The following is a 22,750-nucleotide window of genomic DNA, read 5'->3' on the forward strand; positions in this document are numbered from 1 at the left end:
GGTCCCGAGCCAGAAGGCGAGGTGTGGATCATCGTTCGGATCGCCGAGACGCCTGCGGCGTCGCGTGCCCCGCTGGACGGACGGCAGCGGCGCGGCGTCGCGGGGATGGCGTCGGTCGTGGTCGTCCTGCACGTCCTCGGGTGGTCGGCGCTGCTGCTGCTCGTTGTCCCCGGTGGATACGTGGTGGACGGTGCGGTGTTCGGCGTCGGCCTCGGCGTCACCGCCTACACGCTCGGCATGCGGCACGCGTTCGACGCCGATCACATCGCCGCGATCGACAACACCACCCGCAAACTGGTCGCGGACGGCCGCAAGCCGCTTTCGGTCGGATTCTGGTTCTCCCTCGGGCACTCCACCATCGTGTTCGCCCTCGTCGCGCTGCTGGCATTCGGCGTCAAGGCGCTGGCGGGCAACCTGCGCGACGAGCACTCCGGGTTGCAACGCTGGACCGGCCTCTTCGGCACCGGCATCTCCGGCACTTTCCTGCTCGCCATCGGGGCGTTGAACCTGGTCTCGCTGATCGGCATCTGGCGGGTGTTCCGTTCGATGCGCCGTGGGAGCTACGACGAGGCCGCGTTGCGGCAGCGGCTGCACGACCGCGGCGCGTTGCAGCGGGTGACCGGGCCGCTGACCCGGGCGGTGCGCGCGCCGTGGCAGATGTACCTCGTCGGGCTGCTGTTCGGCCTCGGCTTCGACACCGTCACCGAGGTGAGCTTGCTGGTGATCGCGGGCGGCGCGGCGGCGACCGACCTGCCGTGGTACGCGATCCTCGTGCTGCCCGTGCTGTTCTCGGCGGGCATGACGCTGTTCGACGCGCTGGACGGCGCGTTCATGAACTACGCCTACGGATGGGCGTTCGCCGGACCGCTGCGTACCGTCTACTACAACATCGTCGTCACCGGTCTGTCGGTGGCCGTGGCGCTGCTGATCGGCGCGCAGGAGATGATCTCCTTGCTGGCCGACGAATTCGGCATCGCCGACGGACCGCTCGCGTGGGTCGGCGGGCTGGATCTGGGGGCCATGGGCTTCGTGATCGCCGGACTGTTCCTGCTCACCTGGGCGGTCGCCGTCGGAGTGTGGCGATTCGGCCGGATCGAGCAGCGGTGGTCTCCCGGCCGGGCGGGCGGAGGGCCGTGCTGATGGCGGGCAGCGGAGCGGAGATGTTCGCCCGGTACGCCTACGCGCCCAATCGGCTCGGCCACTGCGGGCCGCCCGATGCCGCGGCCCTGCGCGACGGCTCGGACGAGCAGGTGCGGGCGGTGGCGCGCCGGTTCACCGGAGCGTGGCCGTACCTGCGCGTGATGGCGCGCATGACCGGCATAGCGGACCCGCTGGACCGCAGGCTCGTCGAGGCCTACTGGCTGGGCGGCGGCGTCGGCGCGGAACTGGATGCCCGCGAGTTCACCGCCGAACTGCTGGATCTGCTCGGCCCGGTCGCGGGCGGGTATTGGACGTACCTGACGCCACGGCTGGCCGAGGAGGCGGCCGCCAACCACTGCTTCCACGTCTTCGGTGTGTACCCCTGGTCGCGGCTGCTCGGACACGGCAACGAACATCCCCTGCACGTGCTCGACAACTGCCGGATCAGCTGGGGAACGGTGCTCGACCGCGCCGGCGGCGAGGTCGTGTTGCGCTGCCGCGCGCTGAGCTGGGACGGCGAACGTCTCGCGTTGTCGGCGGAGACGGCGCGGTCGGTGCCGATCCGGGTGGACGGGTACGCGGCGCTGCCGGACGTCGCGGTCGGGGAGCGGGTCGCGGTGCACTGGGGGCGGCTGTGCGGGCGCTTGGACGACGCCCAGGTGAGTGCTCTGGAGGTGGGCACGGTGCGTCAATTGGAGCTCACCAACCGACGACTGGCCGCACAAGGGAGCCCAGCGATCAGCTGACGAGCACGTGAGTTGCCGGTCGTCCACGCCCGACACCGAGGCGGCGGGCTGCTTGCTTACTGCGCCGATATGCCGCGGCGGTTGCCGATGAGAAAGTTTCGATCCCCGTCAATCGTGGCGAACTCGACGGTTCGCGAATTCGGCAGACCTGCGAGGCGTGTTTGGCTCACCTAGGTGCGCGTATCCTGTATATAGCTGTCGAGCCCGATCTCGGGGAGCGACACGTGTATTTCACCGATAGTCGTCCGGCGAAACTCCGAACTATTCCCGGATGATTCGTCCGGTGTGTCGGCGCGTCCTCCGCCATCGTGCCCGACGGGCTGATCCGCGTTCCGGACACCCGAAGGGAGGTGAACTACAGTGTTGGATCAGATGATGGGGATGATTCGCGACATGTGGAACAGCATGTTCCCGGGCATGCCGATGCCGATGCTTCCGATGATGTAGTAGCCGTCCCACAAGCCGGAAAACCGCAGTTGTGCAGGCGTCCGACAATTCTGCGTCGAGGCGATGGGTGCGGCTTTTCCGAACGAGGTGTGCAATTTTCGTACGGTGGTACATCCCCTTTGTGGCCTACCGTATTCGATGCGATATTCCCGTAGACAAGAGAGTGGAATCCGCCGGCCATCTGCGCGGGCGGAGTGAAATGACTCGGCGGACCGTGGCCGAGCTTCGGCCCCGCGGCCGGTCGGCGGATGCGAAGGCGATCGACCTCGATGGAGGTGCGCCATGACCGTGGATCCGCGGCAGGCGAAGCGGCCGGTGAGCGCCGCGCTGGCCGGCCCGTACGGGCACCCTTTCCATCCGATCCTGGTCACCGTCCCGATCGGCGCATGGGTCGCCAGTCTGGTGTTCGACCTCGCATCCCGAGTGGTGGACGATCCGGAGTTCCTGGTCAAGGGGTCGTTGTGGCTGATCGCGATCGGCGTGCTCGGCGCCTTGGCCGCCGCGACGATCGGGTTCCTCGACCTGCTCGCGATTCCGACCGGTACGCCCGCCTTCCGCACCGGCTTGCTGCACCTGGCCCTCAATCTGCTGGTGACCGTCGCCTACGCGGTCGGATTCGTCTGGCGGCGGGGCGCAGACACCACACGCGCGGTTCCGGCCGGGCCCTTGGCGTTGTCGGTGGCGGCCCTGGTGGCATTGGCGATGTCGGGGTATCTCGGGGGCAAGCTCGCCTACCGGTACGGCGTACGTGTCGCCGACGAGGCCACCCAGGCGAGCGGCTTCAAGCGCTGAATCCCTTCCCAACGTCAGGAGGCACACCATGGGCATCGCCGCATTGATCTTCTGGCTGCTCACCGCGGGCGGCGGTTTCTTCCTGCTCGGCACCTGGATCGCCAAGGGCGGCACGCGCCAGCCGAATTCGACCCAGCTGCCCGCGCCGGTGTTGTTCGGGCACTTCCTGCTCGCCGTGGCCGGACTGATCGTGTGGATCGTGTACCTCGTCGTCGACAACACGGCGTGGGCATGGATCGCCTTCGTGCTGCTGATCCCGGTCGCGTTGCTCGGATTCACGATGTTGGTGCGCTGGATTCCCGCCTATCGAGCGCGTTCCGCCGCGGGAACGGTCGAACGCCGCTCCGCCACGGGAACGGCCGAACCGCCCGAAGGGCACTTTCCCGTTGCCGTCGTCGCGGCTCACGGCGTCTTCGCGGTGACGACCGTCGTGCTGGTGTTCCTGACCGCGCTCGGCGTCGGCAGCTGACCTCTCGTCCCCGCCGAGCACCACCGGTGGGTGGCCGCGCCGGCGAGGGTAGCCAGTCATTTCGCGCAGGCCGCGGGCGGCGAGGGTTGTGTACTGTCGCAGGCCGGGGCAGTGAGGTCGTAGACCGCGACGTTGCCGATGTGTACCGCGCTGTAGTGCGCCGACACCCAGTCGGCGATGTCTTTGTGCCCGGCCGGCCGCCACCATCCGTTGTCCGGGGCGTCGGTCCGGCCGGCCCCGGCGGGCTGGTCGCGCACCCGCCACGAATCGGGCAGCCGCACCTCCTGCGCGAGGTAGTACGTCACCTGATGGGTGCGCACCATGGTCTGGAACTCATCGAGGGTGGGCACCGGATCGTCGGAAGTGAAGCCGCCGATCGCGACGACCGAGGTGTGGGTGGCGAGTTCCAGCGACGCGGCGACCGAGGACCGGTCCACGACGGCCGACCAGGGGGTGGCGGTGTCGCGCAACAGCGTGGCGAGTTGGGGTTCGACCTCCCCGTCGACGAACGCGGTCACCTCGCGGCGCATGTCGTTCGACGGATCCGCCGTCGTGGGCCGTGCCGGGCCCACGGTAGGACTGCCGCCCGTGTGCGCCTGGGGCAGAGTGGCCGCGGCGTATGCCGTCGATCCGCCGATCCCGGCGAGCACGCCCACGGCGACGAGCACCGATACGGCCCTGGCTCGCACCCGTCGCGCCCCGGCCGGGATCGCGGCGGCGACCAGTCCGAGCGCCACCGCCAGCGAGATCGCCACGAGCGTCCAGCGCAGCGGCGGCAGCCACCCGGGATTGCGGTTCAGTAGCACGAACGCCCACAGTCCCGACGTCAGCGCCAGTGCGGCGGCGCCGATGCGACCGAACGCCTCCGACCGGCGCCGCCACGCCTCGGCCACCCCGACCGCGAACATCCCGGCCACGGCCGGACCGATCGCCAACGTGTAGTAGGCGTGCATGCCGCCGCGCATCACGGTGAAGGCGACGCCGTCGACGACCAGCCACAGCCCGAACGCCAGCGCGGCCGCACGAACCGGGTCCGTTCGTGGCGCACCCCGACGGGAGACGAGCACCAGTGCGAAGGCGAGCAGGGCGGCCGGAAGCAGCCAGGAGATCTCGAAACCGATCTCACCGGTGAACAGGCGAGCCGGGCCTGGTCCGCTGAAGCCGCCGAACCCGCCGCCGGTGTGCCCGGCGGAGGCAGGCATCTCGTACCCCGGAGGCAGCGCGAATCTGTTGCCGCCGTGGTGGTTCTGTCCCAGGAAGCGAGCGAACCCGTTGTAGCCGAGCACCAGATCCATGAACGTGTTGTCCGTCGAGCCTGCCAGGTACGGCCGCGCAGTGGCGGGCCACAGCGCCGTCAGCAGCACATACCAGCCGGACGAGACGACCAGTGCCGCCGCGGCGGCCGACAAGTGCAGCAACCGGTTTCGCACCGAGGTAGGCGCGACGATCAGATAGGTGAGCGCCAAGGCGGGCAACACCATGAGACCTTCGAGCATCTTCGCCAGGAACGCGAACCCGAGCGCGACGCCCGCCAGCATCAGCCAGCGCGCGCTCGCCTGCCGCGCCGACCGAAGCGTGCAGTACGCGCCCGCGGTCATCAGCAGCACCATCACGGCATCCGGATTGTTGAACCGGAACATCAACGCCACCACCGGCGTTGCCGCCAGCGTGGCTCCGGCGAGCAGTCCGGCGGCCCGGCTGGTCGTCGCCCCGGCGACCATCGCGTACATCAATGCCACCGCGGCGACAGCCATCAGCGCCTGCGGCACCAGCATGCTCGCGCTGCCGAATCCGAACAGCTGCCCCGAAACACCCATCACCCATTGCGACACCGGCGGCTTGTCCACCGTGATGAAGTTGCCCGGGTCGAGAGAACCGAACAGCACCGCTTTCCAGTCCCGCGCACCCGACCAGGCCGCCGCGGCGTAGAAGCCGTTGCCCATGCCGTTGACCGTGATGTGCCACAAGTACGCGGCCGCGGTCCCGAGCAGCAATGCCGCCAGCCCTGCGCGCTCCCATAGCCGCGCGGGCGGTAATCCGCCCGGCCCGGGACGGGTGGCAATCGGATTCGCATCGGGCAGGGCGGCCTCGGCGGGCATCGTTGTCACCGCAGGAGTCTCGCAAGCGTCCTGGTGAATCTCCTGCGCGCATCCTGGCAATCAGCTGTGAGTACCGGACGTTCACCGGCCGACGGGCACGCGGCCCGCCGGCCGGTGGATCGTCGCGCCGGGGCCGTCAGATCTTGCGGATGACCGTGACGACCTTGCCCAGGATCTGGGCATCGTTGCCGGGGATCGGCTCGAAGACCGGGTTGTGCGGCATCAGCCACACGTCCTTGCCGGTGCGCTTGAAGGTCTTCACCGTGGCCTCACCGTCGATCATCGCCGCGACGATGTCGCCGTTCTCGGCGACGTTCTGCTGCCGCACGACCACCCAGTCGCCGTCGCAGATCGCCGCGTCGATCATGGATTGACCGACGACCTTCAGCAGGAACAGCGAACCGTCGCCGACCAGCTCGCGCGGCAGCGGGAAGACGTCCTCCACGGCCTGCTCGGCCAGGATCGGGCCACCGGCGGCGATGCGGCCGAGCACCGGAACGAAGGTGGGGACGGGACGGTCGACGTCGACGGTGATCTCACCGTCGTCGACCGCGGCGACCGGCAAGCTGGTCACCGACCGCACCACTTCGTCCAGGCCCCTGACGTCCACGGCACGCGGGCGATTCGGGTCCCGGCGCAGGTAGCCCTTGCGTTCCAGGGCGCGCAGCTGATGCGCGACCGACGAGGTGGACGTGAGGCCGACGGCGTCACCGATCTCCCGGATGCTCGGCGGGTAGCCGCGCTCGCTCACCGAGGTGCGGATCACCTCGAGCACTTTGCGCTGACGCACGGTGAGATCCGCCCCGCTACCCGCCGCGTCGGCGCCGCTCTCGGTCTCGTCACCCGTGTCGTCCGTCTGCCTCACCGCAACCGCCCTTTCCTGCTGTGCCAGGCCGGTCCGCGCCCGGCATGTGTCTTCTCGGCCTGTCGTGTCTTCGGTCCTTCGAATCTAGTCCGGTACCGCCGCTGGATCAAACATCTGTTCGACGCATGTCGGGTGTTCCTGCTGACTTTGTCGTCGCGGCGTGGTAGAAATCGAACACCAGTTCTTCGAACATGTGAGCGAATGAGCGCGGAACGCGTGTTCGAACGGCTCGACCGGCAACGGAGCACCCACTACGGAGGTTTGTCCGATGAGCACTGCGATCAGCCATGTCACCCCTTCGATCGCCGCGGCGGAGGCCGAAGCCGAGCGCCGCGTCGCCGATCCGGCCCCGGCACAGGATGATCTCGGGTACGAGACTGCCCGGCGGCTGCTGTGCGGCGGTGCGCGCCCGCGCACGCTGACGCCCGCGCATCGATCCGCGGTCGATCGGCGCCCACCCGGCGCGCGTCCCGGTGCGGGCATGCTCGCTTATGACCGCGGCGTAAGCACTTTCGCGCGGCGTCGTCCTCGTGGCGAACATCCCATGCGCCGGGTCGAGCAGGCGCAGATCGGGTTCGCCGCCCTCGCCGTCGCCGCCCTGCTCACCGCTTCGACGGTGGTGGGCTTGATCGCTTTGTCGCATGTGCGCGCGGGTGAGTGGGGCGGTGGGTCCGGCCGGCCGGTGCCGGCCGTGGTGGATGGCCCGAGCGTGGCGATCGACGGCAATTCGCGCTGAGCACAAGGGAAATCGGCCACCCTGGGCGGCCGGAATTGTTGATCGAAAACTAGAACGTGTTGTTACCGTGCTGAAAACATGATCCGGGCGACGTCGCCCGAACGATGTCGGGACTTCTCAGCACATGACACTCCTTACCGCAGGGCGCTCGGTTCGCGTCTTCACCCGCCTTGCCGCCTTGTCTCTCTGCCTGGTCTTCGGGCTCGGCGCGGCAGCCATCGCCAGGGCGGAGCCCGCCTACGCGGCGTATCTCGATCTCCCGTCCGTCAATGGCGACGGTGCGGGGCCGGGTGGACTCGATCCGCTGCTCCCACTGAGCGAATTCGACCTGGCGGAGGCGTTGCGGCAGGCACGGGCCGACGGAGTGCCGCCGCGCAGATATGCGACGCTGCTGCACCAGTACTGGCTGGTGGTCGCCACCCGCAACGCCGACATCGACCTGGCGGCCTGGGATCCCGGTCGGGGCCCGCGCCCGAACGAACGCACTTTCAATCAGGTGTACGTCAACTATCTGCGGCTGGCCACCCAGCACCCGGAGTTCTTCTGGGCGGGACTCGCCGGAATCGCGGGCGGATCGTTCGCCTCCGGATTCTTCGACATGAGCGATGCGGGCGTCTTCCTGGATTTGCCCGGCATCCATCGACTCGGCGACACGGGCGCCGACCTCCTGCGCGCCACTCCACCGGAACTGGCGGCTGCGCTGCCGGAGGACATCCGGCTGCTCGCTACCGAGGGTTCTCGGCTGACCGCGGCGGACGTCGCCTGGTACCAGACACGCCTGATGATCATGCAGAAGCACATCTTCACGGATCTGGTGCCGATGCACGAGGCCTACGTCGCGCTCGGCATGCGCGGAATCGACGAGATGTACGCGGCCGGTGTGCTGGACGACGACATCCACGCCGCTTGGCGGTCGATCGACTCGGGCACCCGGGACGGCTACATCGACGCGCTGGTCCGGATGACCGATCGGGAGCAGAACCACGTCGTGGCCGACCAGTGGGATGAGACGTCGGCGGGTCGTGCGCCGATCGGCCGCGTGCTCACCTATGTCAGCACCATCGCGGGTAAACCCGCTGTCCCGGGCGTTCGCGCGCCAGGCGTGTTCGCCCCGACGGTGGTGAGCGCCGAAGTCGGAGGCCGCGGCCTCGCGCTGCGCGTCCCGTTGCCCGGCTTCAACTGGGCCGACCGTGACACCCGATGGAACTACATCACCGGTGACCTGGTGCCCCGCCACATCGATATGGAGACCGATCCCGTCTCGGCCGGCGCCGTCCTCGGCGAGGCGTTCTGGAACAAGCTGGCGCGCGGTCGCCTGGCCGCCCGCTTACCGGAGCTGCTCGCGGACCTGACCGCGCACTGGCAGATCTCCGGATGACCGAGCAGCGTCCGATCGCCGGGGTGAGTGCGACAAACCGGAAACTCGGACGGGTATCCTCGAAGTGTTATGCAGGTATTCCGCGTGTCGCACGAGGAATACCTGGTGCCGGGGTATAGACCTCTGTACACGGGCTCGCCGGACCGATCGCCGCGATCGGTGCCCGGTCCGGACGCGAGCACGCGCATCGACGAAGGATTTCTCGGATGCATTGCCCGTACTGCCGACACCCCGACTCTCGGGTGGTGGATTCGCGCGAGGCCGACGAAGGCGCGGCCATCCGTCGCCGTCGCGCCTGCCCGCAATGTGGGCGGCGGTTCACCACGGTGGAGACGGCCATTCTGTCGGTGGTCAAGCGTAGCGGCGTCACCGAGCCGTTCAGCCGTGAGAAGGTCATCCGGGGCGTGCGCCGGGCCTGCCAAGGCCGTGAGGTCGACGACGACGCGCTGAACTTGCTCGCCCAGCAGGTGGAAGACGCGGTGCGGGCGAAGGGTTCTCCCGAGGTGCCCAGTCACGAGGTGGGCTTGGCCATTCTCGGCCCGCTGCGGGATCTGGACGAGGTGGCCTACCTGCGCTTCGCCTCGGTCTACCGATCGTTCACCTCGGCCGACGACTTCGAGCGCGAGATCAGGGAGATGCGCAGGGCGCGTGCGGAAGCGTTGTCGGCCGCCGACTGACTCAGCGTCGCACAGCGGCGATCGCCTTCTCGATTCGCTTGGCCGACACCGGAAATGGGGTGCCGAGCTTCTGCGCGAACAGGCTGACCCGGAATTCCTCGATCATCCACCAGATCTCGGTGACCGCGGGTGCATGCTTGCGGTTCTCCGGTAGCGACGCGACCAGGCGGTCGTAGGCGGCCAGCGCCCGATCGAGTTCGGCCATGCCCTGCCGATCGCGAACGGCGGAGCCGGGCAGCGCCTCCAGTCGCGCCACCGCGGCCTGGAGATAACGGGGCAGCTCACGCAGCCTCGTCGCGCCCGTCTCGGAGACGAAGCCGCGGAACACGAGGTTGTCGAGCTGATGACGGACGTCATCGGCGATGTCGCGCTCGCTCGTTCGCTCCAGCGCCGCGGAGACCTGGTGTGCGCCGGCGAGGATCGGCACGACCAAGCGCACGAAACGAGCGACGGTAGCGGCGAAGTCGGGCCGGATCCGGGCGACGAGCGCGTCGAATTCCGCCGGGTCGTGCACCGGCCCGCCCGCGGCCGCGAGCAGTTCGTCGGCGGCGGCCGCGCGGCAGTCCTCGAGCAGCGCCTCCAGCGAGCCGTACGGATTCTGACTCAGGGCGAGGCGGTCCGCGGGCGGCAGCCCCGCGGTGGCCGAGCGGACCGACGTCGGCAGTGCGTGCAGCAGCAACGCTCTGGTGCCGAGGCGCATGGCGGCGGCCTGCTCGGCGGGGGAGCTGAGAACCCGGAGCGCCACGCCGTCCTCTTCGGCGACGAGCGCGGGATATCCGGTGACGGTCTGGCCCGCCACCTCGCGCCGCACCGTCGGCGCGATGGTGCCGAGCGATTCGGAGGTCCACACCGTGGCCGGAGGGCGTTCGGCGCCCGCGGTGGCCCGGGCGACCGAGGCGGAGACCTGTTCGGCCAGCTGCGTTTTCAGCGCGGCGAGGCTCTTGCCACGCGCGAGCGTGGCCCCGTCGCCGCCGACGGCCGCGAAGGTCATGCGCAGGTGGTCGGGCAGCGCGGCGATGTCGAAGTCGGTGGGGGCGATCGGCACCGAACCCAGCCGGGACAGCTCGCGCGCCAGCCCGGCGCGCAGCGGCTCCGCACGCGGGGTGAGCGCCGACAAGGCGGCGGTCGCGAAATCGGGGGCGGGAACAACGCTGCGCCGCAAGGTCTTCGGCAACGTCTTGATCAAGGCGGCGGCCAGTTCGTCGCGCATGCCCGGCACCAGCCAGTCGAAACCGACGGCGCGAACGTGGGCGAGCTGTTCCACCGGTATCCGCACGGTGACGCCGTCGTCCTCGTTGCCCGGTTCGAACTGGTAGGAGAGCGGGAAACTGAGTTCGCCCTGCCGCCAGGAGTCGGGGAACGCCGCCGGGTCCAGCGCGGCCGCGCCCTCGTTGACCACGGTGGAGGTGGAGAAGTCCAGCTGCGCCGGGTCCTCCCGGCGTGCGGCGCGCCACCAGCTGTCGAAGTGCCGCACCGAGACGATGTCGGCGGGCAGGCGCTTGTCGTAGAACTCGAACAGCACCTCGTCGTCGACCAGGATGTCGCGGCGGCGGGCGCGGTGCTCCAGGTCGGCGACATCGTCCAGCAGCGCGCGATTGCGGTGGAAGAACTCGTGCCGAGTCTGCCACTCGCCCTGCACCAGGGCATGGCGGATGAACAACTCGCGTGACAGCTCCGGGTCGATGCGGCCGTAATCCACGGGCCTGCCGGTGACCAGCGGGATGCCGTACAACGTGACGCGTTCGTAGGCGCGCGCCGCGCCTCGCTTGGCCGACCAGTGTGGTTCGGAGTAGGTGCGCTTGACGAGGTCGCCCGCCAGTCGCTCGGCCCATTCGGGCTCGATCTTCGCGGCCATCCGGCCCCACAGCCGTGAGGTCTCGACCAGTTCGGCGGCCATCACCCAGCGGGGCGGCTTCTTGGCCAGCGACGAACCGGGGAAAATCATGAACTTGGCGTTGCGGGCGCCGAGGAACTCCCGGGTTTCGGCCTCGCGGACGCCGATGTGCGACAGCATGCCCGCCAGCAGCGCCTGATGGATGGCTGTGGCATCCCAGGGGAGTCCGTCGTCCACGATGGCCGCGGTGGCGGACCTGCCACGTTCGGAGCCCGCGCGTCCGTCGCCACCGCGACCCCTGCGTGACCCGTTGCCGGACTTGCGATCCGGTGCCGCCGCTTCGGTTCGGTCCGGTTTCGCGCCGTCCTCCGCGTGCTCCGCGCGGGTCGACCAGCCGAGGCCTCTGGTGATCGTGCGCAGCTGCCCGTGGAGATCCTGCCACTCCCGGATCCGCAGGTAGTGCAGGAACTCCTCCCGGCACAGACGGCGGAACTGATTGGACGACAACGACTTGCGCTGTCCGCCGAGGTATTCCCACAATCGCAGGTAGGCCAGGAAATCGGAGCCGTCGACGGTGAACCGCGCGTGCTTGGTGTCGGCGGCCTGCTGCTGATCGGCGGGCCGCTCGCGGACGTCCTGGATCGACAGCGCCGCGACGATGACCAGCACGTCGGCCAGACACCCGGTGCGCTGCGCCTCCACCAGCATCCGCGCCATCCGGGGATCGACGGGGAGCTGGGCCATCTCCCGGCCGATCGGCGTCAGCGACAGTGCGGCGTCGTCGCCACTCGCTCCGGCCCCGCCGTCGCGCCGCGCGAGTGCGCCGAGCTCCTCGAGCAGGGCGACGCCGTCGCGGATGGCGCGGCGGTCCGGCGCCTCCACGAACGGGAAGTTCTCGATGTCACCGAGTCCGAGCGCGGTCATCTGCAGGATCACCGCGGCGAGGTTGGTGCGCAGGATCTCCGGATCGGTGAAGGTGGGCCGGGATTCGAAGTCGTCTTCCGAATACAGGCGGATGCAGATGCCGTCGGCGACGCGACCGCAACGTCCGGATCGCTGCCGCGCCGATGCCTGGGACACTGGTTCGATCGGCAGCCGTTGCACTTTGGTGCGCATGGAATAGCGCGAGATCCGCGCGGTGCCCGGGTCGACGACGTACCGGATCCCCGGCACCGTGAGCGAGGTCTCCGCGACGTTCGTCGCGAGCACCACCCGGCGGCCGGTGTGCGGGGCGAACACGCGGTGCTGCTCGGCGGTGGACAGCCGGGCGTACAGCGGAAGGATCTCGGTGCGCGGTAGCTTCAGATCGCGCAGCGCGTCCGCGGTGTCGCGGATCTCGCGTTCGCCGGACAGGAACACCAGCACGTCGCCGTCGCCCGCGGCGAACAGTTCGGTCACCGCGTCACCGATGGCGTCCACCGGGTCCCGGTCGACGATGCGGGTGTCCTCGTCGTCTTCGTCCTCGACGGCGCTCGGCAGCTCCAGCGCGAGCGGCCGGTAGCGGATCTCCACCGGGTACGAGCGCCCGGAGACCTCGACGATAGGTGCGGGCGTGCCCTGTTCATCCGCGAAATGCCGGGCGAACAGCTCGGGATCAATGGTCGCCGAGGTGATGATCACCTTGAGGTCGGGCCTGCGGGGCAGCAGCTGTTTGAGGTAGCCGAGCAGGAAGTCGATGTTGAGACTGCGTTCGTGCGCCTCGTCGATGATGATCGTGTCGTAGCGGCGCAGCAGCCGGTCGCGCTGGATCTCCGCGAGCAGGATGCCGTCGGTCATCAACTTGACCAGAGTGGTTTCGGAGGCGTGGTCGGTGAACCGCACCGTGTAGCCGACCACGTCGCCGAGTTCGGTGCCCAGCTCCTCGGCGATGCGCTCGGCCACGGTGCGCGCGGCGAGCCTGCGGGGCTGGGTGTGCCCGATGGTGCCACGGATGCCGCGGCCGAGTTCGAGGCAGATCTTCGGGATCTGGGTGGTCTTGCCGGAGCCGGTCTCGCCCGCGACGATGACCACCTGGTGCGCGGCGATGGCCGCGGCGATGTCCTCGCGACGGGCGGTGACCGGTAGCTGCTCGGGGTAGCGGATCTCCGGCACCGCGGCGCGCCGCGCTTCGACGCGCAGTTCGGCCGCTGTGATCTCGGTCTCCACCTCGCCCAGGTCGCCGCCGCGCGCTTTGTCGAGCCTGCGCCGCAACCGGTGTTCGTCGCGAAGGGAGAGATTCGCCAGGCGGGTGCGAAGGTCGCGGAGATCGGTGGCGGCTGTCCTGGTCATTGCATCGACCAGCCTAGCGAAATCCGCCAGCGAATTTTTCCACCAGGCGGTGCGTCCGGTAGCCGAGTAAGCCAGCGGGGTGCGATCGGCGCGGTGTCCCGCCCGGATATGCGCTGTTCAGCGCCGATGCGCGCGGTGCTTGCGTCCGGTTCGCGGAGCGGCCGCGGTGTTCGGAGGTATGGACCGTGGCCGGGGAACCGGTAAAGGTGGAAGACATGAACGCGCTATGGCATGGCTTCGCCGACATGGGCGCCGTCGAGCGGGACGGAGCGTTCGTGGTCGCCCGCGGGGAGGGCGCCTACGTCTTCGACCGGGCGGGCAACCGCTACCTGGACGCCACCGCGGGCCTGTGGTTCGCCAACGTGGGCCACGGGCGCGCCGAGATCGCCGACGCGGTGGCCGCCCAGCTGCGCACGATCGCGCACTACTCCAATTTCGGCGACATCACCGAGCCCGCCACCCAGGAACTCGCCGAGCGGCTCGCCGGGCTCGCGCCGGTTCCCGGGAGCAAGATCTTCTTCACCTCGGGCGGCTCCGACTCCGTCGACACCGCGACCAAGCTCGCCCGCCGCTACTGGCACGAACTAGGGCAGCCGGGCAAGACGATCATGGTCGGGCGGCGGATGGCCTATCACGGCATGCACGTGGGCGGCACCGCGCTCGGCGGCCTCCCGGGAAACCGCGAAGGCTACGGCGAGCTGATGCCCGCGGCGCGCACCGTGGCATGGGACGACGCGAAAGCACTGCTCGCCCTCATCGAGGAGGTCGGCGCCGAGCGGATCGCCGCGTTCTTCTGCGAACCCGTCATCGGCGCGGGCGGCGTGTATCCGCCACCGGCGGGTTACCTCGCCGAGGTGCGCCGGATCTGCCGCGACCACGACATCCTGTTCGTCGCCGACGAAGTGGTCACGGGTTTCGGCCGCATCGGCGGAGCGTGGTTCGCCTCGTCGCGGCTCGCGCTCGAACCCGATCTGATGACCACCGCGAAGGGACTGACCTCCGGATATCTCCCGATGGGCGCGGTATTCGCCGCCCCGCGCGTGGCGGAGCCGTTCTTCGCCGGCGGCGTCTGGTGGCGGCACGGCTACACCTACGGCGGCCACGCGGGCGCGGCGGCCGCCGCGTTGGCGAATCTCGACATCGTCGAGCGGGAAGACCTGCTCGCGGCCGCTCTGCGCCTGGAATCCAGCCTGCACGATCAGCTGTCGGTGCTCGCCGAACACCCCAGGGTCGCCGAGGTGCGCAGCGGATTCGGCGCCGTCGCGGCCATCCAGCTCGCCGATCCCGCCGAAGGGCCGCGACTGGTCAAGACGTTGCGCAGGCACGGCATCTCCGGTCGCGCCGCGGGCCAAGGGGCAATGCAGGTCTCCCCGGCCTTCGTCATGACCGACGACCAGGTCGCCGAGCTCGTCGAGGGATTCACCCGCGCGTTGAACGATGCTTGACGTCAGAGGCTCATGAAGACGCTGTGCGGGTCAGGGCGGTAGTCACCGCACGGCGCGCAGTGGCGAAGCCGTTGGCGGCGTAGAGCCGTCGTCGTCGCGGCGCTTCGCCGCGGCGCATCCGGCGAGGGCCGCACCATCCCATGCGGTTACCGAATCCGCGGTGCGACGCGCGCGCCGGAGCTCGGCCACGAGGGCATGCGATCGAAACGCTGAGGTATGGCTTCCCTCGGCGTCATACATGAGGTGCGCGATTTGAAAATGACACCCCGAACGCTCCGGGATGCGAGCATGGAAGGGCGACGACCGTGGTCGCCGTGCTGAGAGGTGGTGGGGTGTGGCGCAGTTCGTGCAGGAGTATGCCGTCTTGCGGTGGATGATGGTGGCGGCGTTCGTGATCGCCGCGGGGATCGTGCTGTCGCGGGTGGCGGCGGCCGCGACGGCGTCGACCGGGTCCGTCGCGCAGACACGGCCACCGTCGGACGCCTCGGCAGGGCACTCCGAATCCGATGCGGCCCACCTGGTGATGTGCCTGGTGATGCTCGGCATGCTGGTGTTTCCCTCGGGCGCGAGCCCGCATGCGGTGCGCGGCGTGCTGATGGCGATGGCCGTGGTGTTCGCCGGGTTGCTGACGATCCGCGCCGTGGAGCACGCCACCCAGGGGCGGCCATTGCCGATCGACCGGCTGGTACCGCTCGGCTACCACATCGTCGCCGCCGCGGCGATGCTCTACGCGATGTCCGGCCATACGGGTTTCGGCCATGTGGGCGGTCCGTCCACCGGACCGGCGCTCGTTCTCGCCATCCTGTTCCTGCTCGACGCGCTTCTGGTGACCTTCACCGCCTGTACCGGCTGGACCCGGGCGCACGTGCCGGGGCCGCTGGGGCTGCTGGTGCGTTCCGGCGGCTGCGTCGCCGCCCTCACCGGTCCCGCGAAACCGTGGGCGGCGGTGCCGCATGTGGTGATGGACGCGGGCACCGCTTACATGCTCGTGGCCGTGATCATTCGTTGACCGTGACCAATCCGGTTTCCCGCGCATACCGAACCCCTGTGCATGCAGGCACGGGATTCGGCCATGAGCAACGAACACGGTTCTGCTTCACCCCATCGCTCCGGCGGTCCGGCGCGTGCGCGCGAGGAAACCGATGACCCGGCGCTCGCGTGCCCGCTGCCCACCGGCTACGACCGAGCAGGGGCGACCCGCGCGAGCCGTGAGCTCGCGGCGCTGCTCGCCGCCGCCGGCGCGGGCGATCGTGGCGCGTTCACCGAGTTCTATCAGCTGACCAGTCCGCGGGTGTTCGGGCTCGCGGTGCGAGTCCTGCGCAGTCATGCCGCCGCGGAGGAGGTGACCCAGGAGGTCTACCTCCAGGTCTGGTCGATGGCCGATCGTTACGATGCCACGCTGGCCGGTCCGGTCGGCTGGCTCATGATGCTCGCCCATCGCCGGGCGGTGGACCGGGTTCGCGCGGAGAGTTCGGCCACCAGCCGGGACCTCGTCTACGCGCACGAGCAGCTCGGTCGCGCCCACGATGTCGTCGCCGAATCGGTCACCCAGCGCATCGAGGAGCAACAAGTGGCGGGCTGCCTGGAGAGGTTGACACCCACGCAGCGCGAAGCGATCGTGCTGGCCTACTACGGCGGGTGGACCTACCGGGAGGTCGCCGATCGTCTCTCGGTGCCGCTGCCCACGATCAAGACCCGCATCCGCGACGGGCTGAAACGATTGGAGCAGTGTTTGTCCGGGGAAGGCAGCGATGGTTGACACCTCGCCGCGCTCGGAGGCGGACCTCATCGACCTCGCCTACCCCTGTGCGCTGGACGCGGTCGCCGATATCGAACGCAGGCACATCGATGCCCGTCTGGCGGCCGCGGACCCGGAGGTGCGCCAGGCGTTCTCCGACACCGTGTGGCAGGTGCGTGACGTCATGGGGCGGCTGGCCGTGCTCGGTGAGCTCGCGCCGCCGCCGGAGCTGGAACGCCGCATCCTGGCCGAGCTGCCCGACGAGCGCGCCGAGCGGTCGAGCACGCGGATCGCATCGTGGCGGCGCTCGCTGCGCTGGGTGGCGCCGCTCGCAGCCGTCTTGTGCCTGGTGATCGGTGGCAGCGTGGTGACCGCGCAGCTCCTCGGCTCCCACTCGGACCCGGCCGCCGCCGATCGGGTGCACATGCGGACGGTGAACGGATCGTTCGCCGGGGGTGGGCTGCTCGTCGTCGACGCCTCACCCGAACTCGGACGCGCGGTCGTCGTCTTCGATCGGGTCGCTCCGCCGCCGTTGGGCCGGGTGTATCAGGTGTGGCTGGTCGGTTCCGACGGGCAACCGCGCTCGGCGGGATTGCTGAGCGACGTGCCGTCGGCCGAGCGGCCGTTCGTCACCGGTTTCCGGTCCGGCGAAGTGCTGGCGGTGAGCGTCGAACCGGACGGCGGTTCGGACGCACCGAGCGGCAACCCGATCGTGGGCGTGACCCTGCCCTGAGCGGCGTCAGATCTCCACCGGCTGGTCGGCGGCGACTCGGCCGCCCAGATGCACCCAGCCGTCGGAGTCCCACCGGGTGAACATTTGCGAGCCTTTGCCCTGGGTGATGACCAGTCCCTTGCGCAGCAGCGCCGTCAACGCCACGGCCGCGGCTCCGGTCGCCTCGTCCTCGGCGATGCCCATGGTCGGCGCGAACATGCGCGATCGCAGGGCGGCGCGATGCTCGTCGGTCCATGCCCACAAGTAATGCGGACCACCGGGGAACTCCTCCGGCCGCAAGGTGGCCAGCTCCTCGGCGTCCTCCAGTTGATGGAAGGTGAACGCGGGCGCCCACTCGCCGCGAGCGGTGATCCAAGTCAATCCCTCGGTGAGCTCCACGGCCACCGGGCCCGCGGGGACGTCCAGTGTCCGCACCGGAATGCCCTGCGACGCGAACCACCACGCCGTCCCCACCGAGGGGTGCCCGGCGAACGGAAGTTCCATCGTGGGGGTGTAGATCCGCACCGCGGCGGTGCTGTCCACCGGCTCCTCGACGACCACGGTCTCGCTGTATCCGGCCTTGGCGGCCAGCGCCTGCCGATCGGCCGCGGCCACGTCGGCCGCCCGCGCGATACCGAGCTCGTTGCCGAACCGTCCGGCGGCGTCGGTGAACACTCGCACCACATCGACCTGTGTGCTCATGCTCGCCGAGCCTACTCGGATGCCGCGGGCGCGAGCTGTAGCGCAGACCACAATGGAACGCGAAAGAGGCCCCCACCGCAGGACAGGGGCCTCTTTCCCAGCGAGATCAGATCGCGGCCGCGGTGAGGGCCTCGGTCGACTGCACCGCCTGGCCGACACCGGCCACGATGGCGGCGGCGCGCAGCGATTCGAAGATCACCTCGCGGGATACGCCCGCTTCGCGCAACGTGTGCTCGTGCGCCTCGAGGCAGTGCGCGCAACCGTTGATCGAGGAGACCGCGAACGACCACAGCTCGAAGTCGGCCTTGTCGACGCCAGGCGTGCCGATGATCTGCATGCGCAGCCCGGCCCGCAAGTCGTCGTAGCGACCGCCGAGGAACGCCTTGCCCCGGTAGAACACGTTGTTCATGCCCATGATCGAGGCGGCGCCGAGCGCGGCGTTGTACGCCTCCGCCGACAGCACGTCGGCGGCTTCCTCGGCGATCTCGCGCAGCGTGGTCGTCGACCGGGTGGCGGCCGCCGACGCGAGCAGGGTGCCCCACAACTGCTGTTCGTTCAGCACCGTGGTGCGCGCGATGGATGACAGATTGAGCTTGAGGTCCTTGGCGTACTCGGGAAGGGAGTTCTTCAGGTTCTCAATGCTCATGCGGCGATTCCTCTACTCGAAGCGATCCCGTCCGGGACCAGGTCGGTTCTCGATGGTGTGGGGTTGGGACGGAAGTCCGGGTGCGACTGCGGTTTTCAGACGCTGGCGGACAGGAGTTCGCCCGCGTCGATGGTGGGGTCGCCCTTCTTCCAGTTGCAGGCGCACAGCTCGTCGGACTGCAGGGCGTCGAGCACGCGCAGCACCTCGTCGACGTTGCGTCCGACCGAACCCGCGGTCACGGAGACGAACTGGACCTCGTTGTTCGGGTCGACGATGAAGGTGGCGCGGTCGGCGACGCCGTCGGCGTTGAGCACACCGGTGGCTGCGGCCAGTTCCCGCTTGAGGTCCGAGAGCATGGGGAAGGGGAGGGTCTTGAGGTCCTCGTGCTGAGCGCGCCACTGGAAGTGCACGAACTCGTTGTCCACCGACGCACCGAGCACCACGGCGTCCCGGTCCTCGAATTCGTCGTTGAGCTTGCCGAACGCGGCGATCTCCGTCGGGCACACGAAGGTGAAGTCCTTCGGCCAGAAGAAGACGATCCGCCACTTGCCCGCGTGGTCGTCGCTGGTGATCCGGGTGAAGTAGTCGTCGGGCTGCTGAGCGTCGACCTTCGACAGGTCACCGCCGATGACCGCGGTGAGGTTGTATGCCGGGAATTGGTCGCCGATGGTCAGCAGGGCCATGCTCGTCTCCTCGTCATTTGATTGCCAACTGTGTTCTGCGGTATTGCCGAACCGTTGCCGTGAAAGCCGGCCACCGACTCGGATCCAGCACTCACACCGCGGGTGAAAAGCTCATGGGCGATCTTGCCCAAGGGGCGGTAAAAGGTAAAGGTGATCAGTCGCACTACACTGATAGGGGTGACTGATCAGACTTATCAGCCCACCCTGTCACAGCTGCGTGCGTTCGTGGCGATCGCGGAATACCGCCATTTCGGCACCGCGGCTGCCCGTCTCGGTGTGAGTCAGCCCACGCTATCGCAGGCGCTCGCCGCCCTGGAACATGGGCTCGGGCTCCAGCTGATCGAACGCAGCACCCGGCGCGTGCTGGTGACCGCCGCCGGGATGCGGTTGCTGCCCAAGGCGATGGCGACGCTGGAGGCCGCCGACCGTTTCGTCGCGTCGGCCACCGGTGACGGGCTCGGCGGCACGCTGCGGATGGGCATCATCCCGACGGTCGCCCCCTATGTGCTGCCCGGGTTGCTGCCGGAATTGCGCAAGCGGCTGCCCGAACTGCGCCCGCAGATCATCGAGGACCAGACCGCCCGGCTGCTGGACGGGCTGCGCACCGGCGTGCTGGACGTCGCGCTGCTCGCGGTCCCCACCGAGATGCCGGGCTTGGTCGAGATTCCGCTGTACTCCGAGGAATTCGTGCTGGTCACGCCGCGCGGCCACGAACTGGCCGGGCGTGGCGACCTGGCGGCGTCGGTGCTGGACGCCCAGCCGCTGCTGCTGTTGGACGAGGGGCACTGCCTGCGCGATCAGACCTTGGAGGCGTGCCGCTCGGCCGATGTGCATCCCGCCGCCGTCGGCGACACCAGGGCCGCGTCCCTGTCCACCGTGGTCCAGTGCGTGGCGGGCGGGCTCGGTGTCACGCTGATCCCGCAGATGGCGGTCGCGGCGGAGACCGCGCGCGGCACGCTGGACGTGGCGCACTTCTCCGCTCCCGCGCCCGGCCGCACCATCGGCCTGGTCTTTCGCACGTCCAGCGCCCGCGCCGACGATTACGAATACCTGGCCGCCATCATCCGTGCTCAGCGGCCGATGTAGCTGCGTCGAACGCCCCGGCCGGGCACAGTGGAGACCGGTGAGAGGAGAGGCGAGTTGGCGTCGGCGGCACTGGGAGAGGGGCGGCTCGGCCGCCTGTCCGGATCGGACCATGCGTTGTTCGTCTACGGCACCCTGCAGTTCCCCGAGGTGTTGACGACGCTGCTCGGGCGAGTGCCGTCGCTCGAACCGGCCGAGCTGATCGGGTGGCGCGCCGCCGCGCTGCCGCGGCGGTTGTATCCGGGACTGGTCGCCGCGGCGCACGGGCGCGCCCGCGGTGCCGTGCTGACTGGTCTCAGCGCGACGGAGTGGACGATTCTCGACGCGTTCGAGGACGACGAGTACGACCTGTGCCAAGTGCGCATCGAGGGCCGGAACGCTCCGGTGTGGACCTACGTCTGGACGGTGGCGGCGGACTCGGCGGACTGGGAACGGGACCGGTTCGCCGCCGAGCATCTCGCGCGTTTCGCCGTCCGGTCCGCGCGGTGGCGGCAGGACCCCGCGAGCTTCTCGGACTCGGCTGGACCCGGGTGGCCGGATCCCTCGGCGTGAGGCCGTACGTGCGGCTGTTGCAATTCCAAGACGACCGGTCGTATATTTCACGCATGGCACGACCGCGACGCAGCGAGGACACCCGGCGTCTTCTCGTCGAAGAGGGCGCCGCAGGCCTTCTGGCCAACGGTTACCACGGCACGGGGATCAAACAGATCCTGGACAAGGTCGGGGTGCCGAAGGGCTCGTTCTACAACTACTTCGACAGCAAGGAGAGCTTCGGGCGCGCGATCATCGAGCACCATTCGGTCTGCGTACAGCGCAATCTGACCGAGGCGTTCGGCGCGGCTCCGGACCCGGTGAGCGGCTTGCGGGCGTTCTTCGGACGGCTGATGGACGATTTCGTCGCGGCGGATTTCACCGGCGGGTGCCTCATCGCGAATCTCGGGGGCGAGCTGGAAGGCAGTGAGCTGTTGCGGGAATCGCTGTCGGCGGCCTGGCGCGCGTGGCGCGATCGGGTCGCCGAGCAACTCGCGCAGGCGCAACGCCTCGGCACGATCCGTGCCGACATCGAGGCGGTCGAACTGGCCGATCTCCTGCTCGAAGCCTGGGAAGGGGCGGTCATCAGGATGAAGATGGAGCGCACCCTCGCGCCGCTGCACAAGTGCCTCGATCGCCTGCTGGGCGATTACTTCCTGCCCTGATTCCAGGGGGGCGCACCTGTCCGGCGTCTTTCGCTACCCGTTCCAAGACGACCGGTCGTATAGAAGAAAGGATCACTATGGTGAAGACTGTCATCGTGACCGGTTCCTCGAGCGGAATCGGTCGCGATATCGCACGGGCGTTCCTGGAACGCGGCGACAACGTGGTGCTCAACGGCCGCGACGCGGAAAAGCTGAGCCGGGTGGCCGCCGAACTCGGTGGGCCGGAGCGTGTGGCTACGGTACCGGGCGATATCGGCGCCGCCACGACCGCAGCGACCCTGGTGCGCGTCGCGGTGGAGCGATTCGGTGGCGTGGACGTGCTGGTCAACAACGCGGGCATTTTCGGAGCCAAGCCGTTTGTCGAGGTGACCGAGCAAGATCTGGACGTCTATCTGAACGGCAACCTCAAAGGCACCTACTTCACCACGCAGGCCGTGGTGCGGCAGTTCCTGACGCAAGCGAGGGGCGGCAGCATCGTGAACATCGGCACCGTGCTGATCGATCACGCCCTCGCCGGGTTGCCCGCCACCGCGGCTTTGGTGAGCAAGGGCGGCATACACGCGTTGACCACCAGCCTCGCCGCTGAGGTCGCCGCCGAGGGTATCCGGGTCAACGCCGTCGCTCCCGGCATCATTCGCACACCGCTGTTCGGCGACGGCGACGAACCTGCGTCGGGCAGACTCGCGCTGTTGAACCGCATCGGCGAAGTCGCCGAAACGACGGCCGCGGTCTTGTATCTCGCCGACGCGGCCTTCACCACCGGACACATCCTCCCCGTCGACGGCGGGTTCATCTCTGGAAGGGCGGCCTGAAATGCCTTATGTGAACATCAAAGTCACCGACGAAGGCGTGACCCGCGAACAGAAGGCGCGGCTGATCAAGGGTGTCACCGATCTGCTGCAGGACGTGCTCGGCAAATCGCCCGCGAGCACCTACGTCGTGATCGACGAGGTCGCGCTGTCGAACTGGGGCGTCGGCGGAGTCGACGTCGAGCAGTGGCGCGCGCAGCAGCGCTCCTGAACCAACCGGGACCAGCCGCCGGTCGACCCGGCGCGGCTCTGATCGGACACTAGACGCCGAATGCGCCGGTTCCG

The 22,750-nt window shown here is 69.1% G+C and carries 23 protein-coding genes; 16 read left to right on the forward strand and 7 right to left on the reverse strand.

Annotated elements, in window-relative coordinates; translation table 11 throughout:
- The first annotated feature begins 72 nt into the window (after positions 1 to 72).
- Positions 73 to 1,140 carry a Nickel transporter NicT gene (locus ACWEH3_RS11795; protein WP_450016739.1) on the forward strand — a complete coding sequence of 356 codons (1,068 nt, stop codon included), beginning with the start codon at positions 73 to 75 and terminating at the stop codon, positions 1,138 to 1,140.
- Complete coding sequence (locus ACWEH3_RS11800; protein ID WP_450016612.1) at positions 1,140 to 1,886, forward strand: DUF6390 family protein; 747 nt, start codon at positions 1,140 to 1,142, stop codon at positions 1,884 to 1,886. Before ACWEH3_RS11795 ends, ACWEH3_RS11800 begins: the two co-directional genes overlap by 1 nt.
- A gap of 368 nt (positions 1,887 to 2,254) precedes the next feature.
- Here the strand turns inward: ACWEH3_RS11800 and ACWEH3_RS11805 are convergent, their stop codons facing one another.
- Positions 2,255 to 2,428: a hypothetical protein gene (locus ACWEH3_RS11805; protein ID WP_450016614.1), complete on the reverse strand. Its 174-nt coding sequence runs from the start codon at positions 2,426 to 2,428 to the stop codon at positions 2,255 to 2,257.
- 187 nt (positions 2,429 to 2,615) lie between these two features.
- Here ACWEH3_RS11805 and ACWEH3_RS11810 point away from each other — a divergent pair, with 187 nt between their 5' ends.
- Together ACWEH3_RS11810 and ACWEH3_RS11815 are read left to right on the forward strand one after the other, a co-directional pair.
- The gene (locus tag ACWEH3_RS11810) at positions 2,616 to 3,125 is read left to right on the forward strand and encodes a DUF2231 domain-containing protein (protein ID WP_450016616.1); all 510 of its coding nucleotides are present in this window, start codon (positions 2,616 to 2,618) and stop codon (positions 3,123 to 3,125) included.
- Positions 3,126 to 3,153: 28 nt separating this feature from the next.
- Positions 3,154 to 3,594 carry a hypothetical protein gene (locus ACWEH3_RS11815; protein ID WP_450016618.1) on the forward strand — a complete coding sequence of 147 codons (441 nt, stop codon included), beginning with the start codon at positions 3,154 to 3,156 and terminating at the stop codon, positions 3,592 to 3,594.
- Between the two features lie 56 nt (positions 3,595 to 3,650).
- Here the strand turns inward: ACWEH3_RS11815 and ACWEH3_RS11820 are convergent, their stop codons facing one another.
- Positions 3,651 to 5,693, reverse strand: coding sequence for a glycosyltransferase family 39 protein (locus ACWEH3_RS11820; protein ID WP_450016741.1), 2,043 nt, complete (start codon positions 5,691 to 5,693; stop codon positions 3,651 to 3,653).
- 136 nt (positions 5,694 to 5,829) lie between these two features.
- Positions 5,830 to 6,558, reverse strand: coding sequence for a transcriptional repressor LexA (gene lexA, locus ACWEH3_RS11825; protein ID WP_379251220.1), 729 nt, complete (start codon positions 6,556 to 6,558; stop codon positions 5,830 to 5,832).
- 268 nt (positions 6,559 to 6,826) lie between these two features.
- On the opposite strand from lexA, the gene ACWEH3_RS11830 reads away from it, so the two are divergent.
- The 3 genes from ACWEH3_RS11830 to nrdR all read left to right on the forward strand — a co-directional run bounded on the left by ACWEH3_RS11830 (position 6,827) and on the right by nrdR (position 9,349).
- Positions 6,827 to 7,294: a hypothetical protein gene (locus tag ACWEH3_RS11830; protein WP_450016620.1), complete on the forward strand. Its 468-nt coding sequence runs from the start codon at positions 6,827 to 6,829 to the stop codon at positions 7,292 to 7,294.
- A 124-nt stretch (positions 7,295 to 7,418) separates the two neighbouring features.
- Entirely contained in the window at positions 7,419 to 8,672 is a 1,254-nt protein-coding gene (locus tag ACWEH3_RS11835) for a hypothetical protein (RefSeq protein ID WP_450016622.1), read from the forward strand.
- Positions 8,673 to 8,878: 206 nt separating this feature from the next.
- Positions 8,879 to 9,349 (forward strand): transcriptional regulator NrdR, encoded by a 471-nt coding sequence (gene nrdR, locus ACWEH3_RS11840; protein WP_355070293.1) that lies wholly within the window; start codon positions 8,879 to 8,881, stop codon positions 9,347 to 9,349.
- A gap of 1 nt (position 9,350) precedes the next feature.
- Here nrdR and hrpA read toward each other — a convergent pair whose 3' ends face one another.
- Positions 9,351 to 13,451: an ATP-dependent RNA helicase HrpA gene (hrpA, locus tag ACWEH3_RS11845; protein WP_450016624.1), complete on the reverse strand. Its 4,101-nt coding sequence runs from the start codon at positions 13,449 to 13,451 to the stop codon at positions 9,351 to 9,353.
- A gap of 215 nt (positions 13,452 to 13,666) precedes the next feature.
- Between hrpA and ACWEH3_RS11850 the strand changes: the two genes are divergently transcribed.
- From ACWEH3_RS11850 to ACWEH3_RS11865, 4 genes are all read left to right on the forward strand, one after another.
- Positions 13,667 to 14,896: an aminotransferase family protein gene (locus ACWEH3_RS11850; RefSeq protein ID WP_450016626.1), complete on the forward strand. Its 1,230-nt coding sequence runs from the start codon at positions 13,667 to 13,669 to the stop codon at positions 14,894 to 14,896.
- A 334-nt stretch (positions 14,897 to 15,230) separates the two neighbouring features.
- Complete coding sequence (locus ACWEH3_RS11855; RefSeq protein ID WP_450016628.1) at positions 15,231 to 15,905, forward strand: DUF5134 domain-containing protein; 675 nt, start codon at positions 15,231 to 15,233, stop codon at positions 15,903 to 15,905.
- Between the two features lie 63 nt (positions 15,906 to 15,968).
- Entirely contained in the window at positions 15,969 to 16,655 is a 687-nt protein-coding gene (sigK, locus tag ACWEH3_RS11860) for an ECF RNA polymerase sigma factor SigK (protein WP_450016630.1), read from the forward strand.
- A complete protein-coding gene (locus ACWEH3_RS11865) occupies positions 16,648 to 17,367 on the forward strand; it encodes an anti-sigma factor (protein WP_450016632.1) in 720 nt (239 codons plus the stop codon). Before sigK ends, ACWEH3_RS11865 begins: the two co-directional genes overlap by 8 nt.
- 6 nt (positions 17,368 to 17,373) lie before the next feature.
- Here ACWEH3_RS11865 and ACWEH3_RS11870 read toward each other — a convergent pair whose 3' ends face one another.
- From ACWEH3_RS11870 to ACWEH3_RS11880, 3 genes are all read right to left on the reverse strand, one after another.
- Positions 17,374 to 18,048 carry a PhzF family phenazine biosynthesis protein gene (locus ACWEH3_RS11870; RefSeq protein ID WP_450016634.1) on the reverse strand — a complete coding sequence of 225 codons (675 nt, stop codon included), beginning with the start codon at positions 18,046 to 18,048 and terminating at the stop codon, positions 17,374 to 17,376.
- A gap of 106 nt (positions 18,049 to 18,154) precedes the next feature.
- Entirely contained in the window at positions 18,155 to 18,694 is a 540-nt protein-coding gene (locus ACWEH3_RS11875; RefSeq protein WP_039799200.1) for a carboxymuconolactone decarboxylase family protein, read from the reverse strand.
- Positions 18,695 to 18,789: 95 nt separating this feature from the next.
- On the reverse strand, positions 18,790 to 19,377 hold the full coding sequence (locus tag ACWEH3_RS11880; RefSeq protein ID WP_397076725.1) for a peroxiredoxin: 588 nt from the start codon (positions 19,375 to 19,377) through the stop codon (positions 18,790 to 18,792).
- 177 nt (positions 19,378 to 19,554) lie between these two features.
- Between ACWEH3_RS11880 and ACWEH3_RS11885 the strand changes: the two genes are divergently transcribed.
- The 5 genes from ACWEH3_RS11885 (at position 19,555) to ACWEH3_RS11905 (ending at position 22,676) form a co-directional block, all read left to right on the forward strand.
- Complete coding sequence (locus ACWEH3_RS11885) at positions 19,555 to 20,463, forward strand: hydrogen peroxide-inducible genes activator (protein ID WP_450016637.1); 909 nt, start codon at positions 19,555 to 19,557, stop codon at positions 20,461 to 20,463.
- A gap of 54 nt (positions 20,464 to 20,517) precedes the next feature.
- A complete protein-coding gene (locus ACWEH3_RS11890; RefSeq protein ID WP_450016639.1) occupies positions 20,518 to 21,012 on the forward strand; it encodes a gamma-glutamylcyclotransferase family protein in 495 nt (164 codons plus the stop codon).
- 53 nt (positions 21,013 to 21,065) lie between these two features.
- Positions 21,066 to 21,656, forward strand: a complete 591-nt coding sequence (locus ACWEH3_RS11895) for a TetR family transcriptional regulator C-terminal domain-containing protein (protein WP_450016641.1) — start codon at positions 21,066 to 21,068, stop codon at positions 21,654 to 21,656.
- Between the two features lie 77 nt (positions 21,657 to 21,733).
- Entirely contained in the window at positions 21,734 to 22,468 is a 735-nt protein-coding gene (locus tag ACWEH3_RS11900; RefSeq protein ID WP_450016643.1) for an SDR family NAD(P)-dependent oxidoreductase, read from the forward strand.
- A gap of 1 nt (position 22,469) precedes the next feature.
- Positions 22,470 to 22,676 (forward strand): tautomerase family protein, encoded by a 207-nt coding sequence (locus ACWEH3_RS11905; RefSeq protein ID WP_355070321.1) that lies wholly within the window; start codon positions 22,470 to 22,472, stop codon positions 22,674 to 22,676.
- The last annotated feature ends 74 nt before the right edge of the window (positions 22,677 to 22,750 follow it).

It is taken from the genome of Nocardia sp. NPDC004718, assembly GCF_053601535.1.